General features: G+C 62.6%; 22 protein-coding genes, 1 tRNA gene and 1 pseudogene. 12 read left to right on the top strand and 12 right to left on the bottom strand.

Annotated features, from left to right (window positions below; genetic code table 11):
* Window positions 1-26: 26 nt before the first annotated feature.
* From Q0L48_RS15225 to Q0L48_RS15210, 4 genes are all read right to left on the bottom strand, one after another.
* The gene (locus Q0L48_RS15225) at window positions 27-626 is read right to left on the bottom strand and encodes a hypothetical protein (protein ID WP_296722360.1); all 600 of its coding nucleotides are present in this window, start codon (window positions 624-626) and stop codon (window positions 27-29) included.
* Window positions 627-1,364: 738 nt separating this feature from the next.
* Window positions 1,365-1,655, bottom strand: a complete 291-nt coding sequence (locus Q0L48_RS15220; RefSeq protein WP_296722358.1) for a helix-turn-helix transcriptional regulator — start codon at window positions 1,653-1,655, stop codon at window positions 1,365-1,367.
* Window positions 1,656-1,742: 87 nt separating this feature from the next.
* A complete protein-coding gene (locus Q0L48_RS15215; protein ID WP_296722356.1) occupies window positions 1,743-2,375 on the bottom strand; it encodes an AlpA family transcriptional regulator in 633 nt (210 codons plus the stop codon).
* Window positions 2,376-3,002: 627 nt separating this feature from the next.
* Window positions 3,003-4,319, bottom strand: a complete 1,317-nt coding sequence (locus Q0L48_RS15210; protein WP_296722355.1) for an integrase arm-type DNA-binding domain-containing protein — start codon at window positions 4,317-4,319, stop codon at window positions 3,003-3,005.
* A 348-nt stretch (window positions 4,320-4,667) separates the two neighbouring features.
* Here Q0L48_RS15210 and Q0L48_RS15205 point away from each other — a divergent pair, with 348 nt between their 5' ends.
* Window positions 4,668-5,963, top strand: coding sequence for a site-specific integrase (locus Q0L48_RS15205; RefSeq protein ID WP_296722353.1), 1,296 nt, complete (start codon window positions 4,668-4,670; stop codon window positions 5,961-5,963).
* Window positions 5,964-6,345: 382 nt separating this feature from the next.
* On the opposite strand, the pseudogene Q0L48_RS15200 reads toward Q0L48_RS15205, so the two are convergent.
* Window positions 6,346-6,519: pseudogene (locus Q0L48_RS15200) on the bottom strand (YegP family protein); the annotation flags it as partial.
* A 221-nt stretch (window positions 6,520-6,740) separates the two neighbouring features.
* Between Q0L48_RS15200 and Q0L48_RS15195 the strand changes: the two are divergent.
* The 7 genes from Q0L48_RS15195 (at window position 6,741) to Q0L48_RS15165 (ending at window position 11,341) form a co-directional block, all read left to right on the top strand.
* A complete protein-coding gene (locus Q0L48_RS15195; protein WP_296722352.1) occupies window positions 6,741-6,962 on the top strand; it encodes an AlpA family transcriptional regulator in 222 nt (73 codons plus the stop codon).
* A gap of 245 nt (window positions 6,963-7,207) precedes the next feature.
* On the top strand, window positions 7,208-8,755 hold the full coding sequence (locus Q0L48_RS15190) for a phage/plasmid primase, P4 family (protein ID WP_296722351.1): 1,548 nt from the start codon (window positions 7,208-7,210) through the stop codon (window positions 8,753-8,755).
* A 248-nt stretch (window positions 8,756-9,003) separates the two neighbouring features.
* A complete protein-coding gene (locus Q0L48_RS15185) occupies window positions 9,004-9,780 on the top strand; it encodes a hypothetical protein (RefSeq protein ID WP_296722349.1) in 777 nt (258 codons plus the stop codon).
* Complete coding sequence (locus Q0L48_RS15180) at window positions 9,780-10,088, top strand: helix-turn-helix domain-containing protein (RefSeq protein ID WP_296722347.1); 309 nt, start codon at window positions 9,780-9,782, stop codon at window positions 10,086-10,088. Before Q0L48_RS15185 ends, Q0L48_RS15180 begins: the two co-directional genes overlap by 1 nt.
* Complete coding sequence (locus tag Q0L48_RS15175; RefSeq protein WP_296722346.1) at window positions 10,085-10,543, top strand: hypothetical protein; 459 nt, start codon at window positions 10,085-10,087, stop codon at window positions 10,541-10,543. Before Q0L48_RS15180 ends, Q0L48_RS15175 begins: the two co-directional genes overlap by 4 nt.
* Before the next feature lie 23 nt (window positions 10,544-10,566).
* Window positions 10,567-10,872 carry a hypothetical protein gene (locus Q0L48_RS15170; protein WP_296722344.1) on the top strand — a complete coding sequence of 102 codons (306 nt, stop codon included), beginning with the start codon at window positions 10,567-10,569 and terminating at the stop codon, window positions 10,870-10,872.
* Between the two features lie 55 nt (window positions 10,873-10,927).
* Entirely contained in the window at window positions 10,928-11,341 is a 414-nt protein-coding gene (locus Q0L48_RS15165) for a hypothetical protein (protein WP_296722342.1), read from the top strand.
* Window positions 11,342-11,625: 284 nt separating this feature from the next.
* Here the strand turns inward: Q0L48_RS15165 and Q0L48_RS15160 are convergent.
* Window positions 11,626-11,716 (bottom strand) — tRNA-Ser (locus Q0L48_RS15160).
* Window positions 11,717-11,984: 268 nt separating this feature from the next.
* Here Q0L48_RS15160 and Q0L48_RS15155 point away from each other — a divergent pair.
* Together Q0L48_RS15155 and Q0L48_RS15150 are read left to right on the top strand one after the other, a co-directional pair.
* The gene (locus Q0L48_RS15155) at window positions 11,985-12,803 is read left to right on the top strand and encodes a DUF1134 domain-containing protein (protein WP_296722340.1); all 819 of its coding nucleotides are present in this window, start codon (window positions 11,985-11,987) and stop codon (window positions 12,801-12,803) included.
* A 59-nt stretch (window positions 12,804-12,862) separates the two neighbouring features.
* Window positions 12,863-14,038, top strand: a complete 1,176-nt coding sequence (locus Q0L48_RS15150; protein WP_296722391.1) for an aromatic amino acid transaminase — start codon at window positions 12,863-12,865, stop codon at window positions 14,036-14,038.
* Here Q0L48_RS15150 and Q0L48_RS15145 read toward each other — a convergent pair.
* From Q0L48_RS15145 to Q0L48_RS15120, 6 genes are read right to left on the bottom strand one after another with little or no spacing between them, the layout of a single operon-like run.
* Entirely contained in the window at window positions 14,024-15,037 is a 1,014-nt protein-coding gene (locus tag Q0L48_RS15145) for a Gfo/Idh/MocA family oxidoreductase (protein ID WP_296722339.1), read from the bottom strand. The two genes, Q0L48_RS15150 and Q0L48_RS15145, sit on opposite strands and share 15 nt — an antisense overlap.
* Complete coding sequence (locus Q0L48_RS15140; protein ID WP_296722337.1) at window positions 15,034-15,990, bottom strand: zinc-binding dehydrogenase; 957 nt, start codon at window positions 15,988-15,990, stop codon at window positions 15,034-15,036. Before Q0L48_RS15140 ends, Q0L48_RS15145 begins: the two co-directional genes overlap by 4 nt.
* 15 nt (window positions 15,991-16,005) lie before the next feature.
* Entirely contained in the window at window positions 16,006-17,112 is a 1,107-nt protein-coding gene (locus Q0L48_RS15135) for an inositol-3-phosphate synthase (RefSeq protein ID WP_296722334.1), read from the bottom strand.
* A gap of 28 nt (window positions 17,113-17,140) precedes the next feature.
* A complete protein-coding gene (locus Q0L48_RS15130) occupies window positions 17,141-18,073 on the bottom strand; it encodes a beta-xylosidase (RefSeq protein WP_296722332.1) in 933 nt (310 codons plus the stop codon).
* A complete protein-coding gene (locus Q0L48_RS15125; protein ID WP_296722330.1) occupies window positions 18,070-18,888 on the bottom strand; it encodes a TIGR04290 family methyltransferase in 819 nt (272 codons plus the stop codon). The genes Q0L48_RS15130 and Q0L48_RS15125 overlap by 4 nt, the downstream gene beginning before the upstream one ends.
* Window positions 18,889-18,890: 2 nt before the next feature.
* Window positions 18,891-19,487, bottom strand: coding sequence for a histidine phosphatase family protein (locus Q0L48_RS15120; protein WP_296722329.1), 597 nt, complete (start codon window positions 19,485-19,487; stop codon window positions 18,891-18,893).
* Between the two features lie 253 nt (window positions 19,488-19,740).
* On the opposite strand from Q0L48_RS15120, the gene Q0L48_RS15115 reads away from it, so the two are divergent.
* Window positions 19,741-20,856 (top strand): NAD(P)-dependent oxidoreductase, encoded by a 1,116-nt coding sequence (locus Q0L48_RS15115; RefSeq protein WP_296722327.1) that lies wholly within the window; start codon window positions 19,741-19,743, stop codon window positions 20,854-20,856.
* Window positions 20,853-21,944, top strand: coding sequence for an NAD-dependent epimerase/dehydratase family protein (locus tag Q0L48_RS15110; protein ID WP_296722326.1), 1,092 nt, complete (start codon window positions 20,853-20,855; stop codon window positions 21,942-21,944). Before Q0L48_RS15115 ends, Q0L48_RS15110 begins: the two co-directional genes overlap by 4 nt.
* Window positions 21,945-21,946 lie beyond the last annotated feature (2 nt).

Here is a 21,946-nt window from a genome sequence, read left to right as displayed (position 1 = left end):
TCTGGCATCGAGGTGCAAAAAGATGTTCAGGTTAAAGTCGCGAGAACCTTGAACATCGCGCGACCTCGGGAGATCTGGCAGATGAAGCTGGCATGGCACGGGGCGATCAATCGCCGCAGCGCGTCGATGAGGGTCTCAGACATTTGCGGCTCATTGTCTGCGCACCGATAGATGATGGCGATTCCGAGGACCTTGTTCTCCGTTCGAAGGCTTACTTGGATGGGATCACGACCCGAAGCATGTAAAGTCGCGGCGTTGTTGAGCAGCTCCGAGAGCACCAGCAACAGCACCCGCATGGTCGCATCATCGAACACCAGTGGACGCCCAACGATGCGCAGCCGAAATGCAGGTTGTTCGGCGTGGTAGGCGGCGATGCAGCGGCAAAGCTCCCTCGCGGCATCGCCGAGCTCAGGTGTCCCGGGATTCGCCAGCAGGCGTTCGGCCCGAAGCTGATATGATAGGCGATCGAATGCCCTGTCGATCAGTGGCTGCTTCGCCGGGCTTCTGGCGCGCGTCAGCGCGAGCGCCGCTTCCGCAGCGGCAAGTTCGGTGACGAGGCGATGTCGCAGCGCGAGCACCAAAGCGCTCTCTGGATCGAGCTCGGATCGCGGTACATCATCTCCCAAGCTCGCCTCCTATGCTGTCTACGATCCCGTCTCAGTCGCGCGATGAGATCGAGCGGCGATCTACTTGATCGGGCAAGATGAACTGCGCGACGATGTTTGGTCCGTCACGGCGTGCGGCTACACGACCATGATACGGTCTGGCCAACCTACGGAGCGCCGCGAGACCTGCGCCTGCGCCCGGGCGTTCCTCGTTACCGCATTCGCAAAGCACGCTTAGAACGATACGACTTGGTCGATCAGAGAGTCGCACCCTGATCGGAGAAGCATGCGGACCGGCCACCTTCGATGCATTCACCAGGAGCTCGTAAGCCACTTGCAGCGCGAGCCGCATCTTGCTGAGCTCTCGAAGCTTGGGACGTCCGCTCAATTTCACATTGTAGAGTGGGCGCTCGATGCGGGTGCAGGCCAGGAGTGAGCACAGGTCTAGCAGCGCCTCCCGAAATCCGGGGTTCCTGGATCGAGAATGAGCCGTTCGATACGCACATTGTAGCCAAGCCTTTCGATCGCCTGATCCAACACGGGGTTGTCCATGACCCCTCCCGCCTTGACCAGGCTCAGCGAAGCGAGAGCCGAAGCGAGTTCGTTTCCGTGCCGATTGCGGGCCTCGTCTAGCAGGGCGCTCTCAAGAGCAAGCTCACATCGCATTGGGGAACAGCCGGTCATTTCACCTCCATGTATTAATTAAAGTATACACAGAAGCGGTTTTGTCAAGCCTTGAAGGTGCTTAGTCCCTGGAAGCTAGTCTTCGTCCTTCTCGTAACCGCGATTTTCAAGGCGAATGCTGGAAGTGTCGAGTCCCTCGAGCAGCTGGGAGACCGGGACGTCGAGTGCGACAGAGAGGCGAGCGATGTTGCGCAGGGAGGGGAGGACCTGTCCCTGCTCAAGGCGCCAAACGTAGGCACGGCTCATCCCCGCAACTGAGCCGAGCGCGGCAAGGCTCATGTCGGCTGCTTCGCGGTGACGGGTTAGGCACCTGCCGAAGCTGCCGGCCAGCAGTGTGTCTCCCGAATCAAGATCTTTTTTGGGCATGGTGGGAGACTAGTCCCGATGGTGAAGGCTGCCACCGCTCATTCGTCCGGTATCCACCGTCAGGCGTCCTACTTGTCTAACGTCGGTCTACTGCGGGTCATCGAGCCACTTCTCAATATCGCCGAGACGCCAGCCGACCGCCCGGCCTTGACCGATCGGTTCGGGCTTGGGAAAGCGGTTGTCGCGGATCCTTTCATAAATTGAGCTTTTCCCGAGTCCGGTCATGCGTTCGACTTCACGGCGTCTCAAGAAAACGTTGCCCTGTGATGTTCCAATCTCTCTCTCCCAGGCGACCGTTTCACGGCTAGCCTGGTTTTCTTGCGCCGGGCTCTCGTCAGGATCAACCAGATCACTAGCGGAGATGTACTCGCTTCGGTGCAGTTCAAGGATTGCTGGCTCGATCGAAGCGTCAGCAAAAATCCACGCCGTCGGCTTGGCGTTCGCCTCGAAAGGATTGGAAGGGTCGTAGCTGCACGTCGAGAACCGAGGTAGAAGATCGTCCACCTCCCAATGGGATGGCTTCATGACGCTCACGGAACCGCCGCCGAACGGTCTCGCGTAAGTCGTGAAGCGCCCCTCCATCAATGGCGCACGGAACAGTTTGATCGCTGCTAGGACTGCCGATCGGCACTTCGCGGCGTCATTATCGTCACAGTGAAATGCGCGGGCGATCTGTTCCGGGCCAAAGCCATCCGAAAGGCAGACCTGCAGGAACAGCATATGGCTGAGAAGCGGACCCACAGCTGAAGACGGCACTTCCTCCGCTGAGTAGATTGCCCATGGTTCGTATGGTAGCCTCAATGGCGCCTCCTGACATGATATTGGTTCGATGACTGTGGCGGTCCCACGGGATCTGACCCCCGAAGGACGGCCCAGTCGTTCGCTATGCTGCCGCGGACTGCACGTCATTCCTCGACAGATGAGTATACTCGCCGCGTCGAAGGCGAATAGGTCTTCGTCGTACCGGTTTGCCTTCGCATCGCCACCCAGGGAGGAACAGGAGGCCTCCGGAGAGCTGGCAGAGATCGAGCATTCCGCGCGGTCCCCGAGCGCTATGATCATGCTTGAGCGTCTCCATCCTTCAAGCAAGCGGAACGAACGCCGCCCACAAATGTACGGCGCTGCTTGGAGGACTCGTCGTTCACTTATTCTTTCCTTGCGGAGCACGCGAAGTAAGTTTTCGCTCTGAAATCTTGCTCACCGTGCCTGACCCTGACCCCCCGTCGTCAATGCAAATCCGAATCGCTGAGCGAGTGCGCGGGGATCCGCCTTAGATCCTCGGAGGTTTAGATTCTTTTATCCTGCGTTGAATCCCGCCGCGCCGAAGAGCCTTAGTGGCGAAGCGGCTCAGTCGACCCTGCGTCTGCGGCCGCTGACGAGATCGCGCACGGGCACCGCACCCTCGAGAATGAGATCTGCCCATTCGCACGCCAGTTCCCGCCGGCGCTCAGCGAAACGCGCGCGATTGTAGGCGAATTCCTCGGCGCTCATTCCTGTCGGCAAGTGAGCCAACATGATGTCGATAATGAGTCGATCGATCATGAACCTCTGTTCCATCATCAATCCACGCTCAAGCTTCTCATTCATGATCGTAGAGAAGCTGGTGCGCCAGCCATGCGGGACATGTTTTCCCTGGAAGCCTCGCCGGCGGTAGAGTGAGTTGAGAGCATTTTCCGACATCGGGGCGTGCGAGTTCCAGCAGTTGGGGAACACGTAGGGACCGAGACCCGTCAGTTTTCGAACCTCCACGAGGGCCTCGAGGGCTTGCGGCGACAGCGGCACATCATGGTCGAACTCCTCGTCACCCCGTCGATCGAACTCCAACTTCATCTCTTCGGAATCGATGTACCAGTGGGCATTCGGAGAGGCGGCCGGATTTTTTGACCAATCGACATCCTTCAAGTGATCCCATTTCAACCTGTGGACCATGCCCGGTCGCTGGGAAACGAGCGCGAGGAAGCGAGAGGCGAGGCGAGTGACGGGGTAGGAACTGGAGGTGTCGATCTTCCGGATCAGCGCGCGGACATCTTCGACTTTCGTGAGCGCGGGCCACTTTTTGCGCTTGGGCACGGCACTCATCGCTTCCTTGATGTCGGTCGCGGGGTTTCCCACGATCGGCACTCCTTTCGCCTTGGCGTACCGAATCACCCGCTCGATGCGCTGTCGTAGCCGATGAGCTGTCTCGATCGCACCGCGCTCTTCGACCTTCTCAAGGACGCCAAGCAGCACTGGTTCGTTCAGCTCGTGGATCGGAAGGTCTCCGATCTTGGGGAAGAGATCCCGCTCCATCGAATTGAGTACGTCTTCGGCGTGGACAGGGCGCCAGCGTGGTTTCTGCACCTTCCACCAGTCCCGTGCGTATTTTTCGAAAGTGCTCGAAGCGAGTTCCTCGTTCGCAAGCCGCTGCTTTTTAACGTCGTTCTGAGGATCGCGGCCTTCCTTGAGCGCGAGCTTCGCCGAATCACGTCTGCTGCGGGCGTCGCTGAGGCGGACCGCCGGATAAGTGCCAATCATGAGGCGCTTTTCTTTGCCCAGATAGCGATACTTGAGGCGCCAGCTCTTGTGTCCCGTTTTCGAGACGAACAGGTAGAGCCCACCGGAATCGGAGAGCTTGTAATCCTTGTCTTTAGCTTTCGCTTGCCGAGCCTGCGCGTCAGTCAGCATCCGTGCCCCCAACTTAGGGAGTGGGTGCCCCCAACGTGCCCCCACCTGCATCCGGATGGTATTGGAACCTGTCGGACCCTAATGGAATCCTAACCTGGCAGTATGTTGGGGAGAATTCCGAGGACAGAGCCTCCTCGGACCCCCTCGGAATGGTTGTTGGCGGAGACGGAGACCTTAAAGAGAACTCGCCACGAGCCGTCAAAAGCCGTCGCGAGCGAAAGCAACCAATTGTTAAACCGTTATTTTAGCGCGTCACAAGGCGTCACGAGCGGTCAGGGTTGAAAGTGCTTGGCGAGCAAAAATGGTGAGTGGCAATGTCAACGCTAACCACTGTTTTCGGAGCCGCCAATGTCCCTCACCGTCCGCAATATTCGATCCCTCGTGAACGCCGAACGCCCCGGCATGTGGGCCGCTCGCAATGGCCTGAATCTCGTAATTGCTGCCAGCGGCACACCATCCTGGGCGCTGCGATATTCGACATCGGACGGCAAACGCCGCTTGATGAAACTGGCGGACTATCAGCCGATCGATGCGGCGGAACTAGCGGCGCTGGAGGCTGAAGCCGCAGAGCATCGCAAGGCGATAAAGGCCGGACGTGATCCACTGGCAGAGCGCACCGCCGATCGCGCACCGGCGAAGCCGGACAACGGCGCTGGCGAGACGTTCCGCGCCGCTGCGATCGCATTCATCAATGAGAACCGGGCGGGCTGGAAAAATGACAAGCACGTCACGCAATGGGAGAACACCCTTGCGTCCTATGCCTATCCGCTGATCGGGGACAAGCTGACGCACGAGATCACGCTGGAGGACGTTAAGGGCGTGCTCCAGCAACCCTACGCGCGCGGCGCATATGTCGGCACCCTATGGGGCGGCGCACGCGAGACAGCATCGCGGCTGCGCAGCCGCATTGAGACGGTGATCAATTCCACGAAAGCGGCGGCGCTGGCAGATAACAGCAACCCGGCGCGGCAAGCCCTATTCGCCAATCATCACAACCCGGCTGATCGCGAGACGCTGAAATATTCAGGGTTGAACGGCAAACAGGTCCGCTCGCACTACCGGGCAATGGATTGGAAGGACGTTCCGGCGTTCGTGTCCGAACTGGCGAGCAAGCCGGACTATTCGGCGCGGGCGCTTTTACTGACGATCCTATGCGCCACCCGCACGAGCGAGACGCTAGAGGCCACATGGTCCGAATTCGACATGGATGGCGCGACATGGACGATCCCGGCGGCACGCATGAAGGCCGGCAAAGAGCATCGCATCCCGCTTTCTGATCGCGCGGTGCAGCTGCTGCGCACCACGCCTCGGCTGGAGGGCAATTCCTATGTGTTTCCCGGCGCGCGCGCCAAGCGCCCGCTGTCCAATATGGCGATGCTGGAAATGCTGCGCGGGATGCGCGGAGACGGGCTGACGGTGCACGGCTTTAGATCCGCGTTCCGCGACTGGATTACGGAAACCACCTTGCACCCGGACACGATCGCCGAGCAAGCATTGGCGCACACGATCGATAACAAGGTGGAGCGCGCATATCGGCGCGGCGATGCGTTCGAACGGCGGCGCGATCTTATGGCGATGTGGGCGGACTATCTGACGCTGGAGGCCGCGCACTATTCGGAACGCTGGGCGCGGTTCATTGCTTAGGATGTGGGAGCGCCTAAAACTCAATTCCAAACAACTTGGCGAGTGCCGTTAGTGCAGCAAGGGCGAATGTCCCAATGGCTGCTCCGGCTGAGTGGTCAAGGATCCAAAGCAAAGTGCTTTTGGCGACCTGCCAAACGTGTGCAGGTCTCACCCATTCCCGTTTGTTTTCGCTGCCAAGCTGGGACACCTCTTGCTTGGCAACTTCTACGCCTTCCGGGGAAAGTTCGCCAACATCGTTGGACTTATCCAATCCCTCTTTAAGTTTTTCAAAAGCAGACTCGAATTCTCGGAAGGCGTCAGAATTATGATCAATTCTAACTAATCTGTCAGATGCTGGAACTTCCGTTTCCTCAAGTCTTTGCCTGATACTTTGGCCGTCCCTAGTGTTATCCTCAACGGGAGCGTCTGGTGCGTTCTTTTTGAGGGTCTCTATAAGGTCTAATGCCAATTTCTTTGATGAAAGACCTGCTGAAGATCCCATCACCTCATTTAGATACTTAAAGCGGACGCGATATTCGCCCGCTTGGCCTCTGTAAATTTCATACTTATGAGCCAAGATTTACCCCCGCGCGATCACACTTCACGTTTGCCCTTGACGCCGTGTGACTGTTAACTCACTCTAATGACGCATCGAAGGCGAGCAAGCCTTTATGGTGCAACCGGCGTGGCAGGCTGAGATAGCCGAGCACCGGGCCGCAGTTCGGGATGAACGGGCAACCCGCCGCAGATCGCGATGATCGGGCAAACCCTTCCAATCTTGAACACAAGGCCACCGCCATGACTGACATCACAGTTCTATCGATCGAACAGGCGTGCAAGGAAATCGGGCTGTCCGAACCGACCATGCGCCGCCGCGCTGCTGACGATCCAGACTTTCCCCGCAAGATCCGGCTTTCAACGCGCCGCGTTGGATACTTGCGCCGCGACATCGAAGCCTATCTGGCGAAGCGTCACGAGGCGGCGCTTGCCGAGCACGAACAGCGCCTGAAGGCGTCCTAAAGCGCCACGAAACGTCAAGATTGGCGAGCGGCGCTGGTGAGTGATTGCGCGAAACGTTGGAAATCAGGGATTCATGGCGGACGTTGTTTCCGTCGTACCCGCAAATGAAACGCCCGGTTACGCCGTAGGAGGCGCACCGGGCGGAGGACACTGACATGCTTGTAAGTAATGGAAACGCGGCGGCGTTGCAAGAGCCGCCGCGCGGGCTAGATGCCGCGCTACAAGCCGCTGGAGAGGGCTGGCGCGTGCATCCGGTCGGCACAGTGGCAACCGTAGCGACTGACGATCCAGCCGCTGTCCGGGCGCTGTGGGCGCACGATCCGGGCGCGGGCGTGGCAATGGCCGGCATGACGTTCGAAGGGCTTCAGCGGCAAACCCTGGCAGGCAACCGGCGCACGCTGGAGATTGGCGACATTTGCCGTATGGCGGCGGCGCTGGAGCCGGTGCAACGCGATCTAATCCTCCAGCAACTCAAGAATGTAACGGGCTTGCCGCTGCGCACCTTGCGGGCTGAAGCGGCGTCCGGCGGAAAAGCTGACGATCTTGCACTAGCGCGGGACGTGATCGCGGAAATCGGACCGGAGAACGTCCTACACGCAACCGGCGCGTTCTACGTCTGGGATGCGTGCGGCGTGTGGCGGCGCTGCGATGATCTAGCGATACGGCAACGCGCGCAAACAGTGCTGGAGCGATCGCACGTGTCTGTCACCGGCGGCAAGGTTGCCAGCGTGGCGGACCTCGTGCGCAATGAAACCTATCGCCGCGATCACACATTCAACCTTGGCACCGCTGACACGGTGAACTGCGCAAATGGTGAATTGGAACTGGTGAGCGGGCAATGGCAATGGCACCCGCACCGGCGCGAGCATTACCGCACAACTCAATTGCCGGTTGCATATCAACCTGACACGCACGCGCCGCTATGGGATCGATTCATATCTGACATTTTCCGCGATGATCCCGATCGCGAGGCAAAGGCGCAATCGCTGCTGGAGCATATCGGTTACACACTAATGCCGCACGCCGCGCACGAGCGGTTCGTGATGCTGATCGGAAGCGGTGCAAACGGCAAATCTGTCCTGTTGCAAGTCTTGTCCGCCCTATGCGGTCCCGCAAACGTGGCAGGCGTGCAGCCGTCCGAATTCACGAACCGCTTTCAGCGCGCGCACCTTCACATGAAACTCGCCAACATTGTTACCGAACTCAAACAGGGTGCGGTGATCGCTGATGCGGAACTAAAGGCAATCACAAGCGGTGAAGTCACAACCGTGGAGCACAAGCACGGCGCACCGTTCGAAATGCGCGCATTCGCGACATGCTGGTTCGGAACAAATCACATGCCGCACACGCGCGATTTCAGCGATGCGCTATTCAGGCGTGCCACGATCTTTCAATTTAACCGCACGTTCGCACCGCACGAACAAGATCCATATCTCAAGACTCGGCTAGTGAGCGAACTGTCAGCAATCCTAACCCGTTCGCTGATCGCATATCAGCACGCCCTGTTGCATGGCTTCACGGTGGCACCCTCCAGCGAAGCGGCAAAGGCGCAATGGCGGCGCGAGGCCGATCAAGTGATGCAGTTCGTGGAGGAACGTTGCGCGATCGATCCGGCGGGACGTGTGGCCGTGTCCGAACTCTATCGCGTTTTCCGGCTGTGGGCAGAGGGAAGCGGCGTCCGCCAGTTTCTCGGCAAGCAAGGACTGGGGGACAGGCTGGAGCGGCTTGGGTTCGGACGGGTGCGATCGGATGGAAGCTGGATCACCGGCTTGAGCATCACGAGCATTATGTGAGCCGGACAACATGGACAGGTTTTTCGAGTTTTAGGTGAGTGAAAAGAATTTTCTCTTTTCTTGTGCCAAATGTCAAAAAAGGTGTCCGGGTTGTCCGGAATCCAAATTATAGAGCCGCTAATTTATGGTTTGCAGCAATTGTCGCAATCGCATTGCTGCAATCGACACTAGAGGGAATACTTTGACTTGACCGTCAATTGAACAAGACTCATCCTTTTGGCTTCATCGATCAAAAGGAACTCCCTCACATGTCTAACCCCGTCCTGATTTCACTTCGCACCGCAACGTCCGATCGAGCCCTTGTGACGCAGCTGGAGCGCGGCGAAGCGCGCACGTCCTTTGCGCTGCCGATCGAACTTGCCGAGCATCCGGACCTTGGCCAGCCATTAACCCGGCTTCAGGAGTCCCTTGCAGGTGTGGCGCAAGGCTTGTCCGACATCGCCGGGAATTACTCGGCAACGGGATTCGATCCGATCGCGCTGGAGCGCACCGCATCGATCGCACCGGCGTTCCGTCTCGTGGTGGAAGCGCAGCGGTCCGCAATGCAGCGGCTGGAGGGCGAGCGCACCAACCTGCACACGCCCGCACCGGTGGAAAGCCTGTCCGTCACGCACCGCCGCATTGAAATGCGCGCGCACGTTCGCAACCTGAAACCTGAAGCCGTGATCGCACTGGCGAAGGCGGACTCGGATGTCGCGGCGGCAATCGTGGAAGGCGGCGCGGCGCTGTCTGGCTTGCCCGGTCCCGCGTTCGACATGATCCAGCGCGATTTTGCCGTCGCCACCCTAGCCGAGCGCATCCTGTCTGGCGGCACGTTGCCACGCATCGCGCCTTCTATTGCCGATCCGATCGGCGGCGCGGCGGACGTTGAAACCGCACGCCGGAACGCTGCGGACCGGCTGAGCCGACTGGATGATGAAATCGCCTTGCTGAAGGCCGTTCCTGGCGTCCTGTCTAACGTCGTAACGGCGGTTTCAATCCTCACTGGCGAGAGCCGGGAAGCCGCCCTTGCGAGGCTTGCGTGATGGCGCGCGCTGCGATCCGGCTTCCCGAATTCGTGGCGCTTCCCGCCGCTCGCACGATCGATGCGGCGGAACTGCGCGAGGCGCTAGGCGTGAGCAAGGCCGTGGTGCACACGTGGAGACGCGATCAAGGATTCCCGCATTCTTACCGTGTGGGCCACGCACGCCTGACTGCCACCGCTGACGTGGAGCGATGGCTACTTGCGCGCGGCGTGGCGGTTGGGAGGCTGTCCGAACCGGTCCCGGTGCCACCGTCGCCACCGCCGGTCCCCATGCCACCCGGTTACGTGACGCTGGAGCGCACGGCATGACTGCAATGCCCCCTGTCCCCATGCCACCCGGTTACGTGCCAGCCGGCACGCCTGAAGCCGCACCGCGCGACCCACAAGGGCGCTTCACTGTTGGCAGTCCGGGCCGTCCGAAGGGAAGCCGTAACCGCACAAGCCGCGCGGCGCTGGAGGCGCTGGAGGATCTTGCACCCGCCGCACTCGAACAGCTGGCGATCGCGGTGAAATGCGGCAACCTTCCGGCAATCAAAATTGTTCTGGAAACGGTGCTACCGCGTGGCGGGCGCTTAATTGAAATCGAAGGCGGCGCTGACGATCCCCGCGCGCTGATCGATGCAGCAACGTCCGGGCAGATCACGCCCGATGAATTCGCCAGAATGTCGCAGGGTCTCAAAACCGCGCTTGATGCCAGCGAACTCCTAGCGATCAAGCAACGCATGGACGAACTGGAAATGCTTATCCAGAGCCTCAAAAATTGAGCCGGGTGAGCCTGACACGTCGCATGACCGTGCTGATCGATCGGGCGGAAAAGCACGATCCACACGCGGTCCGCATCTATCGGATGCCACCGGCTGTCCGGGCCGCGCATGATCTATGGCGCGTTGAGTGTGAGGCGATGATCGCGGCGCACGTTGCCACCGGCGGTCCCGGCGCGGCTTATCAGGCATTCCTGGAAGGCGAACTTATGACGCCCGCACCACCGCGTGCAGTTGCGGATGCCTTGGCCATGCATGGTGCGCCCGTGCTGACGGCGGACATGAGCGCGGCGGACGTAGCAGCGATCTATCAGCAAATGCTGGACGGCTGATCACGTCCGAGCGGGTGAGTCATATGTTTTCGGGCAGAATATGGAGAATCCTGACATGCTGGTAACGGCAATTCGAATTGCAGAGCCGTCCGCCGTGCTATTTGTCGGCACGCCTTCACCGTCCGGGCTTGCGCCGCTTGTGCATCTGGAGCCGCTTGGATCATTCTGGCGCGCGATCGGACGGCAATCCGGTTTCAACCGGCTATTGAATGGCGGAGCGATCACATGCGCCGACTCATTGCGCTACGATCGAACGGCACGGCGCGTGCTCGCATTCGAACGCGATTGCATTGATCGCCGCTTGCTCGTGGTGAACGCCGCCGTTCCGTTTGGCTTGCTGATGTCCAACGGCGGGACGGATGATCTAGAGGGCGACATGCGCCGCTTGTTCGAATCGCGGAGTGATGCGCGAACGGCGGCGGCGGACGTGCTGCGAATGTGTGAGCAAGCGCAAGCCGCGATCGGCTAGCGGCGCTGGTGAGCATCGCACCGCACGCCGCAGAATCACTAGACTTTGTGCGGACGCACCATCCGCCGCACCCGGCGCGGTGCCAAACACCCCCCCACACTCCCTGTCAGATCGGGCAATGGCTGTCGGTTGAAGGTGGCGGCGGGATAACCTTGCCAGCATTTTGAACCGTCACGAGCGGTCACAAAGCGGCATAGGCGGTCAAAAACTGGTGAGCGGATTGGTTAGTGCTTAAACTCGCAGGCGCAAAAAACCTCGCATTTTCCCCGTTTTTAGGGGTTGCTTGGCGGAGACGGAGGGATTCGAACCCTCGGTACCCTGATAGAGTACGGTTCCTTAGCAGGGAACTGGTTTCAGCCACTCACCCACGTCTCCGGGCAACAGCGAGGCTGCAAGGAGCGCGCTATAGTCGGCAAGTGCGGCAGCGGCAAGGTGGGTTGCGAGAAAAACCGCGAGGCGCGCGCATGAGCGGGAGATGGCGCGGATATTCGGCGGCGGTTCATGCTGGGGGGCATAGCCGTGAACGCCTCGTCGCAATTCCGATTCGCTCCGGCGACAGGCGATTGCGGCGCGGAGCAAATGGGATTCTGTGCCAGTCTCGCAGTTTTGCGCAGGTTGGCAGGTTGAGGCGAAAGGCGGCAACATGGCCGGGATTATTGAACGGACTTTCGGATTGCGGACGCGGTTGGGGGGCGTGGTCATGGGCCTGCTTGCCGCCTGCGCGCTGGCGGCGCCTGCCGCCGCGCAGGAGCTGGAAAGCTTCGATCCCGATCAGGCTTACGGGGCGCAGAACAGCGCATCCGACGGCGGGATCGATGGCGACCTGATCGCACCGGAAAGCCAGCAACCGCCCGCACCGACCCCGGCACCGGCCGCGCCGGCGTTCGAGGAAGAATTCGGCGATTACGGCGCGCCCCCTGCTGCGCAGGATCCGGCGGCATCGGCGGACGCGGCCCCGCTCCCGACCGCTGAGGATGGCGTCACCTATGGCGAGGATGATCTGATCGGCGCGGCCGAGGGCGTGTTCGGCAAGGGCGCCGAAGGCCTTGCCCGGATGATCGAGGATCTGCTGGAAAAGCAGGGCAAGCCCAACGCCTACATCGTCGGGCGCGAAGCGGGCGGGGCGTTCATCGTCGGCGCGCGCTATGGTTCGGGCACGCTGCACCACAAGATCGAAGGCGAGAAGAAGGTCTACTGGACCGGCCCTTCGATCGGCTTTGATGCCGGGGCCAATGCCGCCAACACCTTCGTGCTGGTCTACAACCTTTATGACAGCGAAGACCTCTACAAGCGCTTCCCGGCAGGCGAGGGGCAGGCCTATTTCGTCGGCGGGCTGCACGCCAGCTACATGCGCTGGGGCGATGTCGTGCTGATCCCGATCCGCATGGGCGCAGGGCTGCGGTTGGGCGTGAATGCGGGCTACATGAAGTTTTCCAAAAAGCAGCGCTGGCTGCCCTTTTAGAAAATTGCGCGAAAACCCGGTTGCGGTGTGAGGCCCGGCACGCCATGTGCCGGGCCATGATGCTTGACCGACTCGATCCGCAGGCGCCCGACGCGCTGCTCGCCCTCATCCGCCTCTACGCGGCCGATCCGCGTGAGGACAAGATCGATCTCGGCGTCGGGGTCTATCGCACCGAAGACGGCGATACCCCGGTGTTCGCGGCGATCAAGCAGGCCGAACAACGGCTGGTCGATGATCAGGACAGCAAGTCCTATCTCGGCCCGGAAGGCGACATGGGCTTCGTCAACGCGCTGATGCCCTATATCTTCGGCGGCGATCCCACCATGGGCGGGCGGATATCCGGGATGCAGACGCCGGGCGGCACGGGCGCGGTGCGGCTGGCGCTGGCGCTGGCACAAAAGGCCGGAGTGAAGCGCATCCACATGGGTGTGCCGAGCTGGCCCAACCACGCGCAGATCCTTGCCGATCTGGGGCTGGAGCTTGTGCCCTTCGATCACGCCAATCCCGATGGCACCGCCAATTCAGATGCGGTGCTGGGCGCGATCAACGGCGCGGGCGATGATGCGGCGGTGCTGTTGCACGCCTGCTGCCATAACCCCACCGGCATCGATTACACCGCCGATCAATGGGGCGCGATTGCCGAGGCTTTCGCGGATAGCGGCACCTTTCCGATCATCGACAGCGCCTATCAGGGGTTGGGACAGGGTCTGGAGGAAGACGCGGCCGGCCTGCGCACGGTGCTCGCCAAGGTGCCCGAAGCCTTCATCGCCTATAGCTGCGACAAGAATTTCGGCCAGTACCGCGACCGGGTGGGCGCGTTCTACGTTCTGGCGCAGGAAAAAACCGCGCTCGACACCGCGTTCAGCAATGCCAATGCGCTGGCCCGCGCGTGCTGGTCGATGCCGCCCGATCACGGCGGCGCGGCGGTGCGGATCATCCTGCGCGATACCGATCTGACCAAGGCGTGGCTGAACGAGCTGGACGATATGCGCGCGCGGATGCGGACAGTGCGCGATGCGCTCGCCGATGCGGGCACGGCGGGGCGGATCGATCTCGTGCCGCTCGGCACCCAGAACGGCCTGTTCGCGATGCTGCCCGTCTCCAAGGACGAAGTCGCGGCCTTGCGTGACGATCACGGCATCTACATGGCCGGATCGGGCCGCATCAACATCGCCGGACTGACGCAGGGCAACCTGCCCAAATTCATCGCCGCGCTGGCATCAGTCGCGGTCTGACCGGCTGCCGCCATCCGCGGCATAGATGCGGTCGATCAGGGCTGAGACTTCAACCAGGCGGAGCGCTTCCGGATCGAACGAAGCATCGCTTGCGAGCCGCTGCGCCCAGGCGGCGGCGGCGCGGCCGCCCCATTCATCGGGCGGCGATACCAGCACCGCGGATGACGTGCCGCGATAGTGCAGCAGTTCGAAATCGTAGAAACTGCCGCCGACATTGCGCAGCGATGCGCCGCCCTTCGTGCCGTAGAAGCTCGCGTCGATCCGGGCGTCCTGTCCGGCGTTGAGGCGCCACGAGCACGCCAATTGCACCGCCGCGCCGGTCGCAAGATCGAACCGCGCCGTCGCATAATCCTCGACTTGATCGCTGCGGGGAGAAATCGGCATTCCGCCTGCGAACAGCCGCGATGTGACCGCCTCCACCGCCGGAAAGCCGGTGAGCCACAGCGCGAGATCGGCAAGATGCACGCCCAGGTCCATGACGCAGCCCCCGCCCGATTGCGTCCGGTCATAAAACCACGGCTTGTCCGGGCCGTAGGCATTGTGGAACACCAGATCGGCGGCGAAGATATCGCCCAATTCGCCTGAGTTGATGAGGTCGGCGAGTGCGGCGGCGGCAGCGGTCTGGCGGTAGGAATAATCGACCGCCAGCAGCCGGTCCGCCGCACGCGCCGCTTCGATCACGCGGCCTGCCTCGTCCGCGGTGCGGCCCAGCGGTTTCTGGCAGAACACCGCCAGCCCGTGCTTCAGCGCCGCGATTGCCTGATCGGCGTGCAGCGCGCTCGGGGTGGCGATCACCACCCCGTCGAGTTCGGCATCGAGCAGGTCGTGGAAGCCGGGCAGAATGGCGGCTGCGGGGGCGATGGCCTGCGCCTCGCGGGCGCAATCCTCCGACGGATCGACAATCGCGGCGATATCGACCGCGCCGGTTGCCGCAATCGCGGCCATGCGGTGGCGGCCGATCCAGCCGGTGCCGAGAAACCCGATCCGTGGCCGCATCATGTCAGATCGATCAGCGCCTTGACGAAGCCTTCCGGCTTGTCGCGCGTCGCATCCAGAGCCTCGCCAAGCTGCGCCAGCGCGTAGTGGTGCGTGTACAGCGGGCCGGGGTCGAGCCGCCCGCTCGCCACTGCTTCCACCGCCTCGCGCACGCCGCGCAATTGCACTGCCGGGTCGCGTTCATGCGCGTTGATCACGTCGATCCCCTTCCAGTTCCAGCTCTGCATATTGACCTGACGCGGGCCGTCCTGATGGTAGCCGGCGACCACCAGCCGCCCGCCGAAGCCGATGAGTTCGCCCGCCAGATCGAGCGGCCATTGCTTGCCCACGCACTCGATCACGCGTTCGCACAGCGCCTCGCCGGTGATCGCCTTGACCTGTTCGATGATCTGCCAGTGATCGTCCATCGGGATCGTCTCGGCAGCGCCGTAATTGCGGGCGAGATCGAGCGATTCGGCGCGGCGCGAGATCGCGATCACCTGCGCCCCGGCTGCGCTCGCCAGCCGGGTCAGGACCGCGCCGAGAAAGCCGATGCCGATGATCGCGACATGCTGGCCGGGTTCGATCGCGCTGCGCCGGAAGATGTTGAACGCGCAGCCGAGCGGCTCGCCGGGGAAGGGCTGGCCGTCCAGTTCCGGCGGTAGTTTTACCACCATGCCCGCCGGAGCAATGTCGGCCTCGGCATAGGAACGATAGGTCAGCGCCGCGACCCGGTCGCCCTCGGCCAGATCCGCCACGCCGGGGCCGACGTTGTCGATTACGCCCCAGCCTTCGTGCCCCAATTCGCCGGGGCTGGTGGGAAACTCCATCCACTCCGGCCCCTCCCACGGGGTGAGGTTGGACGCGCACACGCCGCAGCCTTCCAGCCGCACCCGCACTTCGCCTTCGCCCGGCTCGGGCAGGGCGGCGCGCGTGACGGCGAGTTCTCCGGGGCCGCGCAACACGGCTGCTTTCATGGTGCCTGTCATCGGTCAGTCAGCCGCGATGAAGGCTTCGAGCGCGGTCCATGCCTCGTCATCGGTCATCTGGTGCGGCGGGTGCTTGCAGAAATAGGCGGCGGCAGGGTCGATCGGCCCCGCCAGTCCGCGATCACGCGCCAGCTTGGCACAGCGGATCATGTCGATCGCGACACCGGCCGAATTGGGCGAATCCTCCACCGACAGCCGCATTTCAAGGTTCATCGGCACCCCGCCGAACATGGTCCCCTCCATCCGCAGGAAACACACCTTGTTGTCGTTCTGCCACGCCACGTAGTCGGACGGGCCGATGTGGATGTTCTCGTCCACCAGCCGCGCCGCGGCGACCGATTGCACCGCTTCGGTCTTGGAAATCTTCTTCGATGCCGTCCGGCTGCGTTCCAGCATGTTGAGGAAGTCGGTATTGCCGCCGGTGTTGAGCTGGTAGGTGCGTTCCAGCTTCACCCCGCGTTTGCGGAACAGGTCGGTCAGCACGCGGTGGACGATGGTCGCGCCCAGCTGCGCCTTGATGTCGTCACCGATGATCGGCACGCCCGCTTTCCGGAACCGCTCGGCCCATACGGGATCGCTGGCGATGAACACCGGGATGTTGTTGACGAAGGAAACCCCCGCTTCCAGCGCGCATTCGGCGTAGAACTCGCTCGCGCGCTGCGATCCGACGGGGAGGTAGTTCATCAGCACGTCGGCCCCGGTTTCGCGCAGGCCCGCGACCACTTCCGCCCGGTCCGGCTGGGGTTCGTCCGCTGCGCAAAAGGTGCGATCATCCGGGAAGGCGCGCATATGTTCGGCGATGCCATCGAGGATCGGCCCCATCCGCACTGTGGCCCCGGTCGGTTCCACCTGATCGCAGAACTGCGTGGTGCAATTGGGTTTGGCAAAGATCGCCTCGGCCACGTCGCGCCCGACCTTGCGGCGGTCGACATCCCACGCGGCGCAGATGTGGATGTCATCGGGATGATACCCGCCCAGCTCCTGATGCATCAGCCCGGTCGTGTCGTTCGCGCCGCCGCGATAATGGGCGATGCCCTGCACCAGCGAACTGGCGCAGTTGCCCACGCCGACCAGCGCCACGTTGATGCTGCGCGAAGGGGGGGTGAGCATTGCAGTCTCCTTGGAGGTCATGGGGTGGTCACGCGCGCGCTGCCCTGGGCATGGCGGCGCGCAAGGCGCGCGCCGGGGCGTAGCGTTCGGTCATCTCTGCGCAGAAATCGGCGAAGGCCTGCGGATCGCGCGCGCAGCTGGTGTGGTGGGCCTCCACGCCGAGATGTTCGGGGGTGAAGCAATAGGTCACCATCACGTCGAAATCGGCGAGCGCCTCCATCTGCCGGTCGAACCAGTCGAGCGCGCCGGGACGGAAGCGGTCGGCCCACGAAAGCCCGGTGCGCAGCTTGCGCACGCCCAGCTCCTTCATGATCCGCACCGCATCATCCAGCCGGGGGTCGTGGAAGTGGAACCACTGCATCAACCCCATCCGGTCGGCATGGCGGGCGTAATCTTCCAGCGCAGGCTTGGGCGTGCCGTCTTCGCGGATCAGGCCCATGTAGAAATGGCGGTAATAGCTCGATCCTTCCGCCTCGCGGTGGCGGGTTTCCGCACCCCATTCCTGCGGCAGGTCGAACAGCGAATACCAGTAGACGTTCGGCACGCGGCCCAGCAGCAGTTCGGCAGTGCGGTTCAGGCCGAACACCTGTATTTCCTCTGCGCCGAAGCTGCCGACGCCGACCTCCGTGGCCCAGACCGGCTTGTCGGGCACCACCGCCTCGATGGCAGCGATCTGTTCGGGCCAGGCGTGGATCGGCCACAGATTCCAGTCGAGCGGGAAGCCGTGCACCGCCACCACATCGACATGGTCGAGCGCACCGTGCCTGCGCATCCGCTCCACCCAATGCGGATCGATCGGCGACATTCCGCCCAGCACGCGGGTGACATCGGGGTTGATGGCGCCAATCGCCTTTCCGGCACGGATCACGGTATCGGCATAGATCGCCCAGTCGGGATCGAGCGCCGGGTTCCAGTGCGACTTGTTGTTCGGTTCGTTCCAGATCATCGCCGCTTCGATCACGCGCGCGCTCCTTTGGCTGGATAGACCGCCGCCGGGCCATGTTCACGGTAGGGAACCGGCGCGGTGCGGCAGAGGTAGACTTCGGGTTCGGGCTGCGCCTCGATGGCGAACCCGGCGGCGCGCAGCATGGCCTGGGAGCACGCGGCATTGGGCGCCCACCAGTTTGTCCAATCGTGCGCGAATTCGCGCTCGATGAAATGCAGTTTGGGATAGGCCGGATCGTCGAAGTAGTCGGGCGGGTCGAAGGTGCCCGGCTTGTGGAACGGGTGATCCTGCGGCACCTCCAGCACCGCATCGCTGCCTTGCTGCATGGTCTGGAACAGCAGCATGTCGCCCGCCACGTGCTCGCGGATCAGGTCGAGCGCGAGCAGCGGATGGCGCAGGTGGTACAGCACCCCCATGAAGATCACGAGGTCGAAGGTCTCGCCCAGCGCCGCCACGTCGTAAACGTCGCGCTTCGCAAACTCGATGTCGCCAAAGCCCAGTGCCGCGCTCGCCAGCCGGGCCTGATCGAGATAGCGTTCATCGCTGTCGATCCCCAGCACGCGCGCCGCGCCGCGTTTCTTCATCTCGATCGCATAGAAGCCCGCATTGCAGCCGATATCGAGCACCGACTTGCCCGACAGGTCGGCCGGCAGCGCATCCTTGAACCGCCGGTATTTGAAGGCCGGATAATCGCCGAGAAAGTGATCGGGCGCGGTCGTGATGCCGTGTCCGATGTCGATATTCTGGAACCATGGGGCGAGGTCCGAAACCCGTTCCTGCAAGTCCCCGGCCGCCTCGCTGCGGCGCCGCTGTGGTCGCATATCGGCCATCGTCAGACCACCCGTTCATTAAGGCTGATCAGGCGTTCGCCCCATGATCCTGCTGCAATCCGGGTGACCGAGGCCGCGTCGACATCGAACGACAAAATCCGGTTCAGCGACAGGCCCAGTATGCCTGCGACCGCTGCGCGGATGACATCGGCATGGGTGACCATCGCGACAATCAGGCCCGACGCGGCGCTCGCGGCCCGGCGCAGGTGATCGAGAATGCGTTGCTGCACCGCGGCCATGGTGTCGCCCGCAGGTGTCGCCGCATCGCCGCGCCGCGCATTCCAGTCGCGCCACCGCAAATCCTGTTCGAGTTCGGCGAAGCCCTTGCCGCTCCATTCGCCGAAGTCGATTTCGTCGAGGGGTTCGGCGATGTCGACCGCGATCCTGCGCCGCCGCGCGATCGCCTGCGCTGTTTCCTGCGCGCGCAGGACCGGGCTGGTGTGGATGCTGTGCAGCGGTTCGCCATCCAGATGCGCGGCAAGCCTGCTCGCCTGCGCTCGGCCAGCCACCGATAATGGCACCTCTCCCACACGCCCGGACAAAATCCGGCCCAGATCCGAATGCGCCGCATGGCGAACGAGTAGGATGGTGGCTGTCATCATGCTCCTGATTTTGCTTTTCCGAGCAAAGTAGAAGCGGTCTTCCGGCGGCGCCTCAAGGTGGCATGTTTCCAAACTGAGTGAATATTCTGCAGCATGAAACCTTATAAGTAAAAAATGCGAGAAATTGAGGCAGATTGGGGTGGGTGCCACAGATAAACATGCATTAAAATCACCCTATAGTCTTGGATCTCCCGATTTGCCCTAGGAACTCAGTAGAGGAAGAACCTTGGCACATGCGGGAGGATTGTTTTTGACTGACAGGATCTTGGTAACCGGCGGGGCGGGCTTTATCGGGCGGCATCTCAGCCGCGAACTGCTGTCGCGCGGCTTCGAAGTGCGCGTGCTGGATGCGCTGATCGAACAGGTGCATCCGGGCGGCGAGCGGCCCGGCGATCTTCCCCCTGAAGTGGAACTGATCGAGGGTGATGTCCGCGATGGCGATGCGGTCGCCCGCGCGCTGAAGGGTGCCGACCGCGTGGTGCATCTCGCCGCCGAAGTCGGCGTGGGCCAATCGATGTACGAGGTGGAACGCTACACCTCCACCAATGATCTGGGCACCGCCGTGCTGATGGAGCGGCTGATCGATAACCCGGTGCAGCGCATCGTCACCGCTTCATCGATGAGCATTTACGGCGAAGGGTTGTACCGCGACAGCGAAGGCAATCTGATCGAGGATGCCGCGCGCGGCGTGCTGCGCGACGGGCAGTCGTCATGGAACCCGGTCGACGGCGACGGCCAACCGCTCACTCCGGTGGCGACGCCCGAATGGAAGCAGCCCAACCTGTCATCGGTCTATGCGCTGAACAAATATGTGCAGGAGCGCATGACCCACATCATGGCGGCGCCCTACGGGATCGAAAGCACCTGCCTGCGCCTGTTCAACGTCTACGGGCCGGGGCAGGCGCTTTCCAATCCCTATACCGGCGTGCTGGCGATCTTCGCCGCGCGGCTGCTGAACGGGCAGCCCCCGCTGATCTACGAGGATGGCGAGCAGCGCCGCGATTTCGTGCATGTCAGCGATGTCGCGCGCGCCTTTGCCGATGCGCTGGAACATCCGTCGGCGGCGGGCGGCACGTTCAACGTCGGATCGGGCGAGGATCGTTCGGTCAGCGATGTCGCGCGCAGTCTGGCGCAGGCGATGGGCCGCAACAATGTGGAGGCCGAGATCGTCGGCAAGGCGCGCACCGGCGATATCCGTCACTGCTATTGCGACGTGACGCTGGCCCGCGACGTGCTCGGCTTTGCAGCGCGGCAGGATTTTGGCGAAGGCTTGTCCGATCTCGCCGAATGGCTGGCAGGTCAGACCGCCGAAGACCGTGCCGATCGGGCACGCGGCGAACTCGAAGCGCGCGGGCTGGTCGCATGAGGCTGGACGACGGCAAGACCATCCTGATCACCGGCGGGGCGGGGTTCATCGGCTCCAACCTTGCGGCCCGGTTGCTGGAGCGCGGCTGCCGCGTGCGCATTCTGGATTCGCTGGAACGTCCCGGGGTCGAGCGCAATCTGGCATGGCTGACAGCGCGCCACGGCGACCGTGTCGAGCCGGTGATCGCCGACCTGCGTGAGGCAGGCTGCATCGAAAAGGCGGTGCGCGGCGTCGACGGCGTGTTTCATTTCGCCGCGCAGGTGGCGGTCACGACCAGCCTTGCCGATCCGCAATCCGACTTCGCCGTCAACCTCGCCAGCACCTTTGCGCTACTGGAGGCGCTGCGGCGCGATCAACGAAGAGTGCCGCTGATCTTTGCGTCGACCAACAAGGTTTACGGCGATCTGGCTGACCTCGGCTTCTGCCGGAGTGGTGATGGCTATGTGCCGACCGACTTCGCGCTTGCCAGCCACGGCGTGCCGGAATCCCGCCCGCTCGATTTCCACACGCCCTATGGCTGTTCGAAAGGCGCGGCGGATCAATATGTGCTCGATTACGCCCGCAGCTTCGACCTGCCCGCTGCCGTCTTGCGGATGAGCTGCATTTATGGCGAGCGGCAGATGGGGACCGAGGATCAGGGCTGGGTCGCGCATTTCCTGATACGCGCTCTCGCCGGGCAGCCGATCACGCTTTACGGCGACGGACGGCAGGTGCGCGACATCTGCGATGTGGCCGACACCTGCGAAGCCTATATCGCAGCGTTCGAGAACATCGAAGATGTGGCGGGGCGCGCGTTCAATTGGGGCGGAGGGCCGGATAATGCGGTCAGCCTGCTCACCCTGATCGAGGAAATCGGAGCAATCATCGGCGATCCGCCGCAGGTGACCTTCGCCGATTGGCGCGCGGGCGATCAGCGCTGGTTCGTGGCCGATACCCGCGCCGCCGACCACGCGCTGGGTCTCGGCCGCCGCAAGCCGTGGCGCACCGGGCTGCGCGATCTGGCGGACTGGCTCGTCAACAGCCGAGCATCCGGCACGCCGCAAGCACCAGCGCCAGCGCCAGCGCGCTCGGCCGAGCGGGTGTCGTGACG

The sequence above is a fragment of the Erythrobacter sp. genome (assembly GCF_024305245.1).
Lineage (GTDB): Bacteria > Pseudomonadota > Alphaproteobacteria > Sphingomonadales > Sphingomonadaceae > Erythrobacter.
Note: the sequence above shows the minus strand (reverse complement) of the source record. Positions and strands in the feature narration are given on the sequence as shown.

What these genes read in the sequence shown, in the direction of transcription:
- Q0L48_RS15175 (WP_296722346.1), top strand. Translation starts at nt 10,085, where the DNA reads ATGACTGCAATGCCCCCTGTCCCCATGCCACCCGGTTACGTGCCAGCC.
- Q0L48_RS15205 (WP_296722353.1), top strand. Translation starts at nt 4,668, where the DNA reads ATGTCCCTCACCGTCCGCAATATTCGATCCCTCGTGAACGCCGAACGC.
- Q0L48_RS15150 (WP_296722391.1), top strand. Translation starts at nt 12,863, where the DNA reads ATGCTTGACCGACTCGATCCGCAGGCGCCCGACGCGCTGCTCGCCCTC.
- Q0L48_RS15135 (WP_296722334.1), bottom strand. Translation starts at nt 17,112, where the DNA reads ATGCTCACCCCCCCTTCGCGCAGCATCAACGTGGCGCTGGTCGGCGTG.
- Q0L48_RS15145 (WP_296722339.1), bottom strand. Translation starts at nt 15,037, where the DNA reads ATGATGCGGCCACGGATCGGGTTTCTCGGCACCGGCTGGATCGGCCGC.
- Q0L48_RS15170 (WP_296722344.1), top strand. Translation starts at nt 10,567, where the DNA reads ATGACCGTGCTGATCGATCGGGCGGAAAAGCACGATCCACACGCGGTC.
- Q0L48_RS15195 (WP_296722352.1), top strand. Translation starts at nt 6,741, where the DNA reads ATGACTGACATCACAGTTCTATCGATCGAACAGGCGTGCAAGGAAATC.
- Q0L48_RS15185 (WP_296722349.1), top strand. Translation starts at nt 9,004, where the DNA reads ATGTCTAACCCCGTCCTGATTTCACTTCGCACCGCAACGTCCGATCGA.
- Q0L48_RS15165 (WP_296722342.1), top strand. Translation starts at nt 10,928, where the DNA reads ATGCTGGTAACGGCAATTCGAATTGCAGAGCCGTCCGCCGTGCTATTT.
- Q0L48_RS15155 (WP_296722340.1), top strand. Translation starts at nt 11,985, where the DNA reads ATGGCCGGGATTATTGAACGGACTTTCGGATTGCGGACGCGGTTGGGG.
- Q0L48_RS15140 (WP_296722337.1), bottom strand. Translation starts at nt 15,990, where the DNA reads ATGAAAGCAGCCGTGTTGCGCGGCCCCGGAGAACTCGCCGTCACGCGC.
- Q0L48_RS15210 (WP_296722355.1), bottom strand. Translation starts at nt 4,319, where the DNA reads ATGCTGACTGACGCGCAGGCTCGGCAAGCGAAAGCTAAAGACAAGGAT.
- Q0L48_RS15220 (WP_296722358.1), bottom strand. Translation starts at nt 1,655, where the DNA reads ATGCCCAAAAAAGATCTTGATTCGGGAGACACACTGCTGGCCGGCAGC.
- Q0L48_RS15180 (WP_296722347.1), top strand. Translation starts at nt 9,780, where the DNA reads ATGGCGCGCGCTGCGATCCGGCTTCCCGAATTCGTGGCGCTTCCCGCC.
- Q0L48_RS15120 (WP_296722329.1), bottom strand. Translation starts at nt 19,487, where the DNA reads ATGACAGCCACCATCCTACTCGTTCGCCATGCGGCGCATTCGGATCTG.
- Q0L48_RS15125 (WP_296722330.1), bottom strand. Translation starts at nt 18,888, where the DNA reads ATGGCCGATATGCGACCACAGCGGCGCCGCAGCGAGGCGGCCGGGGAC.
- Q0L48_RS15110 (WP_296722326.1), top strand. Translation starts at nt 20,853, where the DNA reads ATGAGGCTGGACGACGGCAAGACCATCCTGATCACCGGCGGGGCGGGG.
- Q0L48_RS15215 (WP_296722356.1), bottom strand. Translation starts at nt 2,375, where the DNA reads ATGCTGTTCCTGCAGGTCTGCCTTTCGGATGGCTTTGGCCCGGAACAG.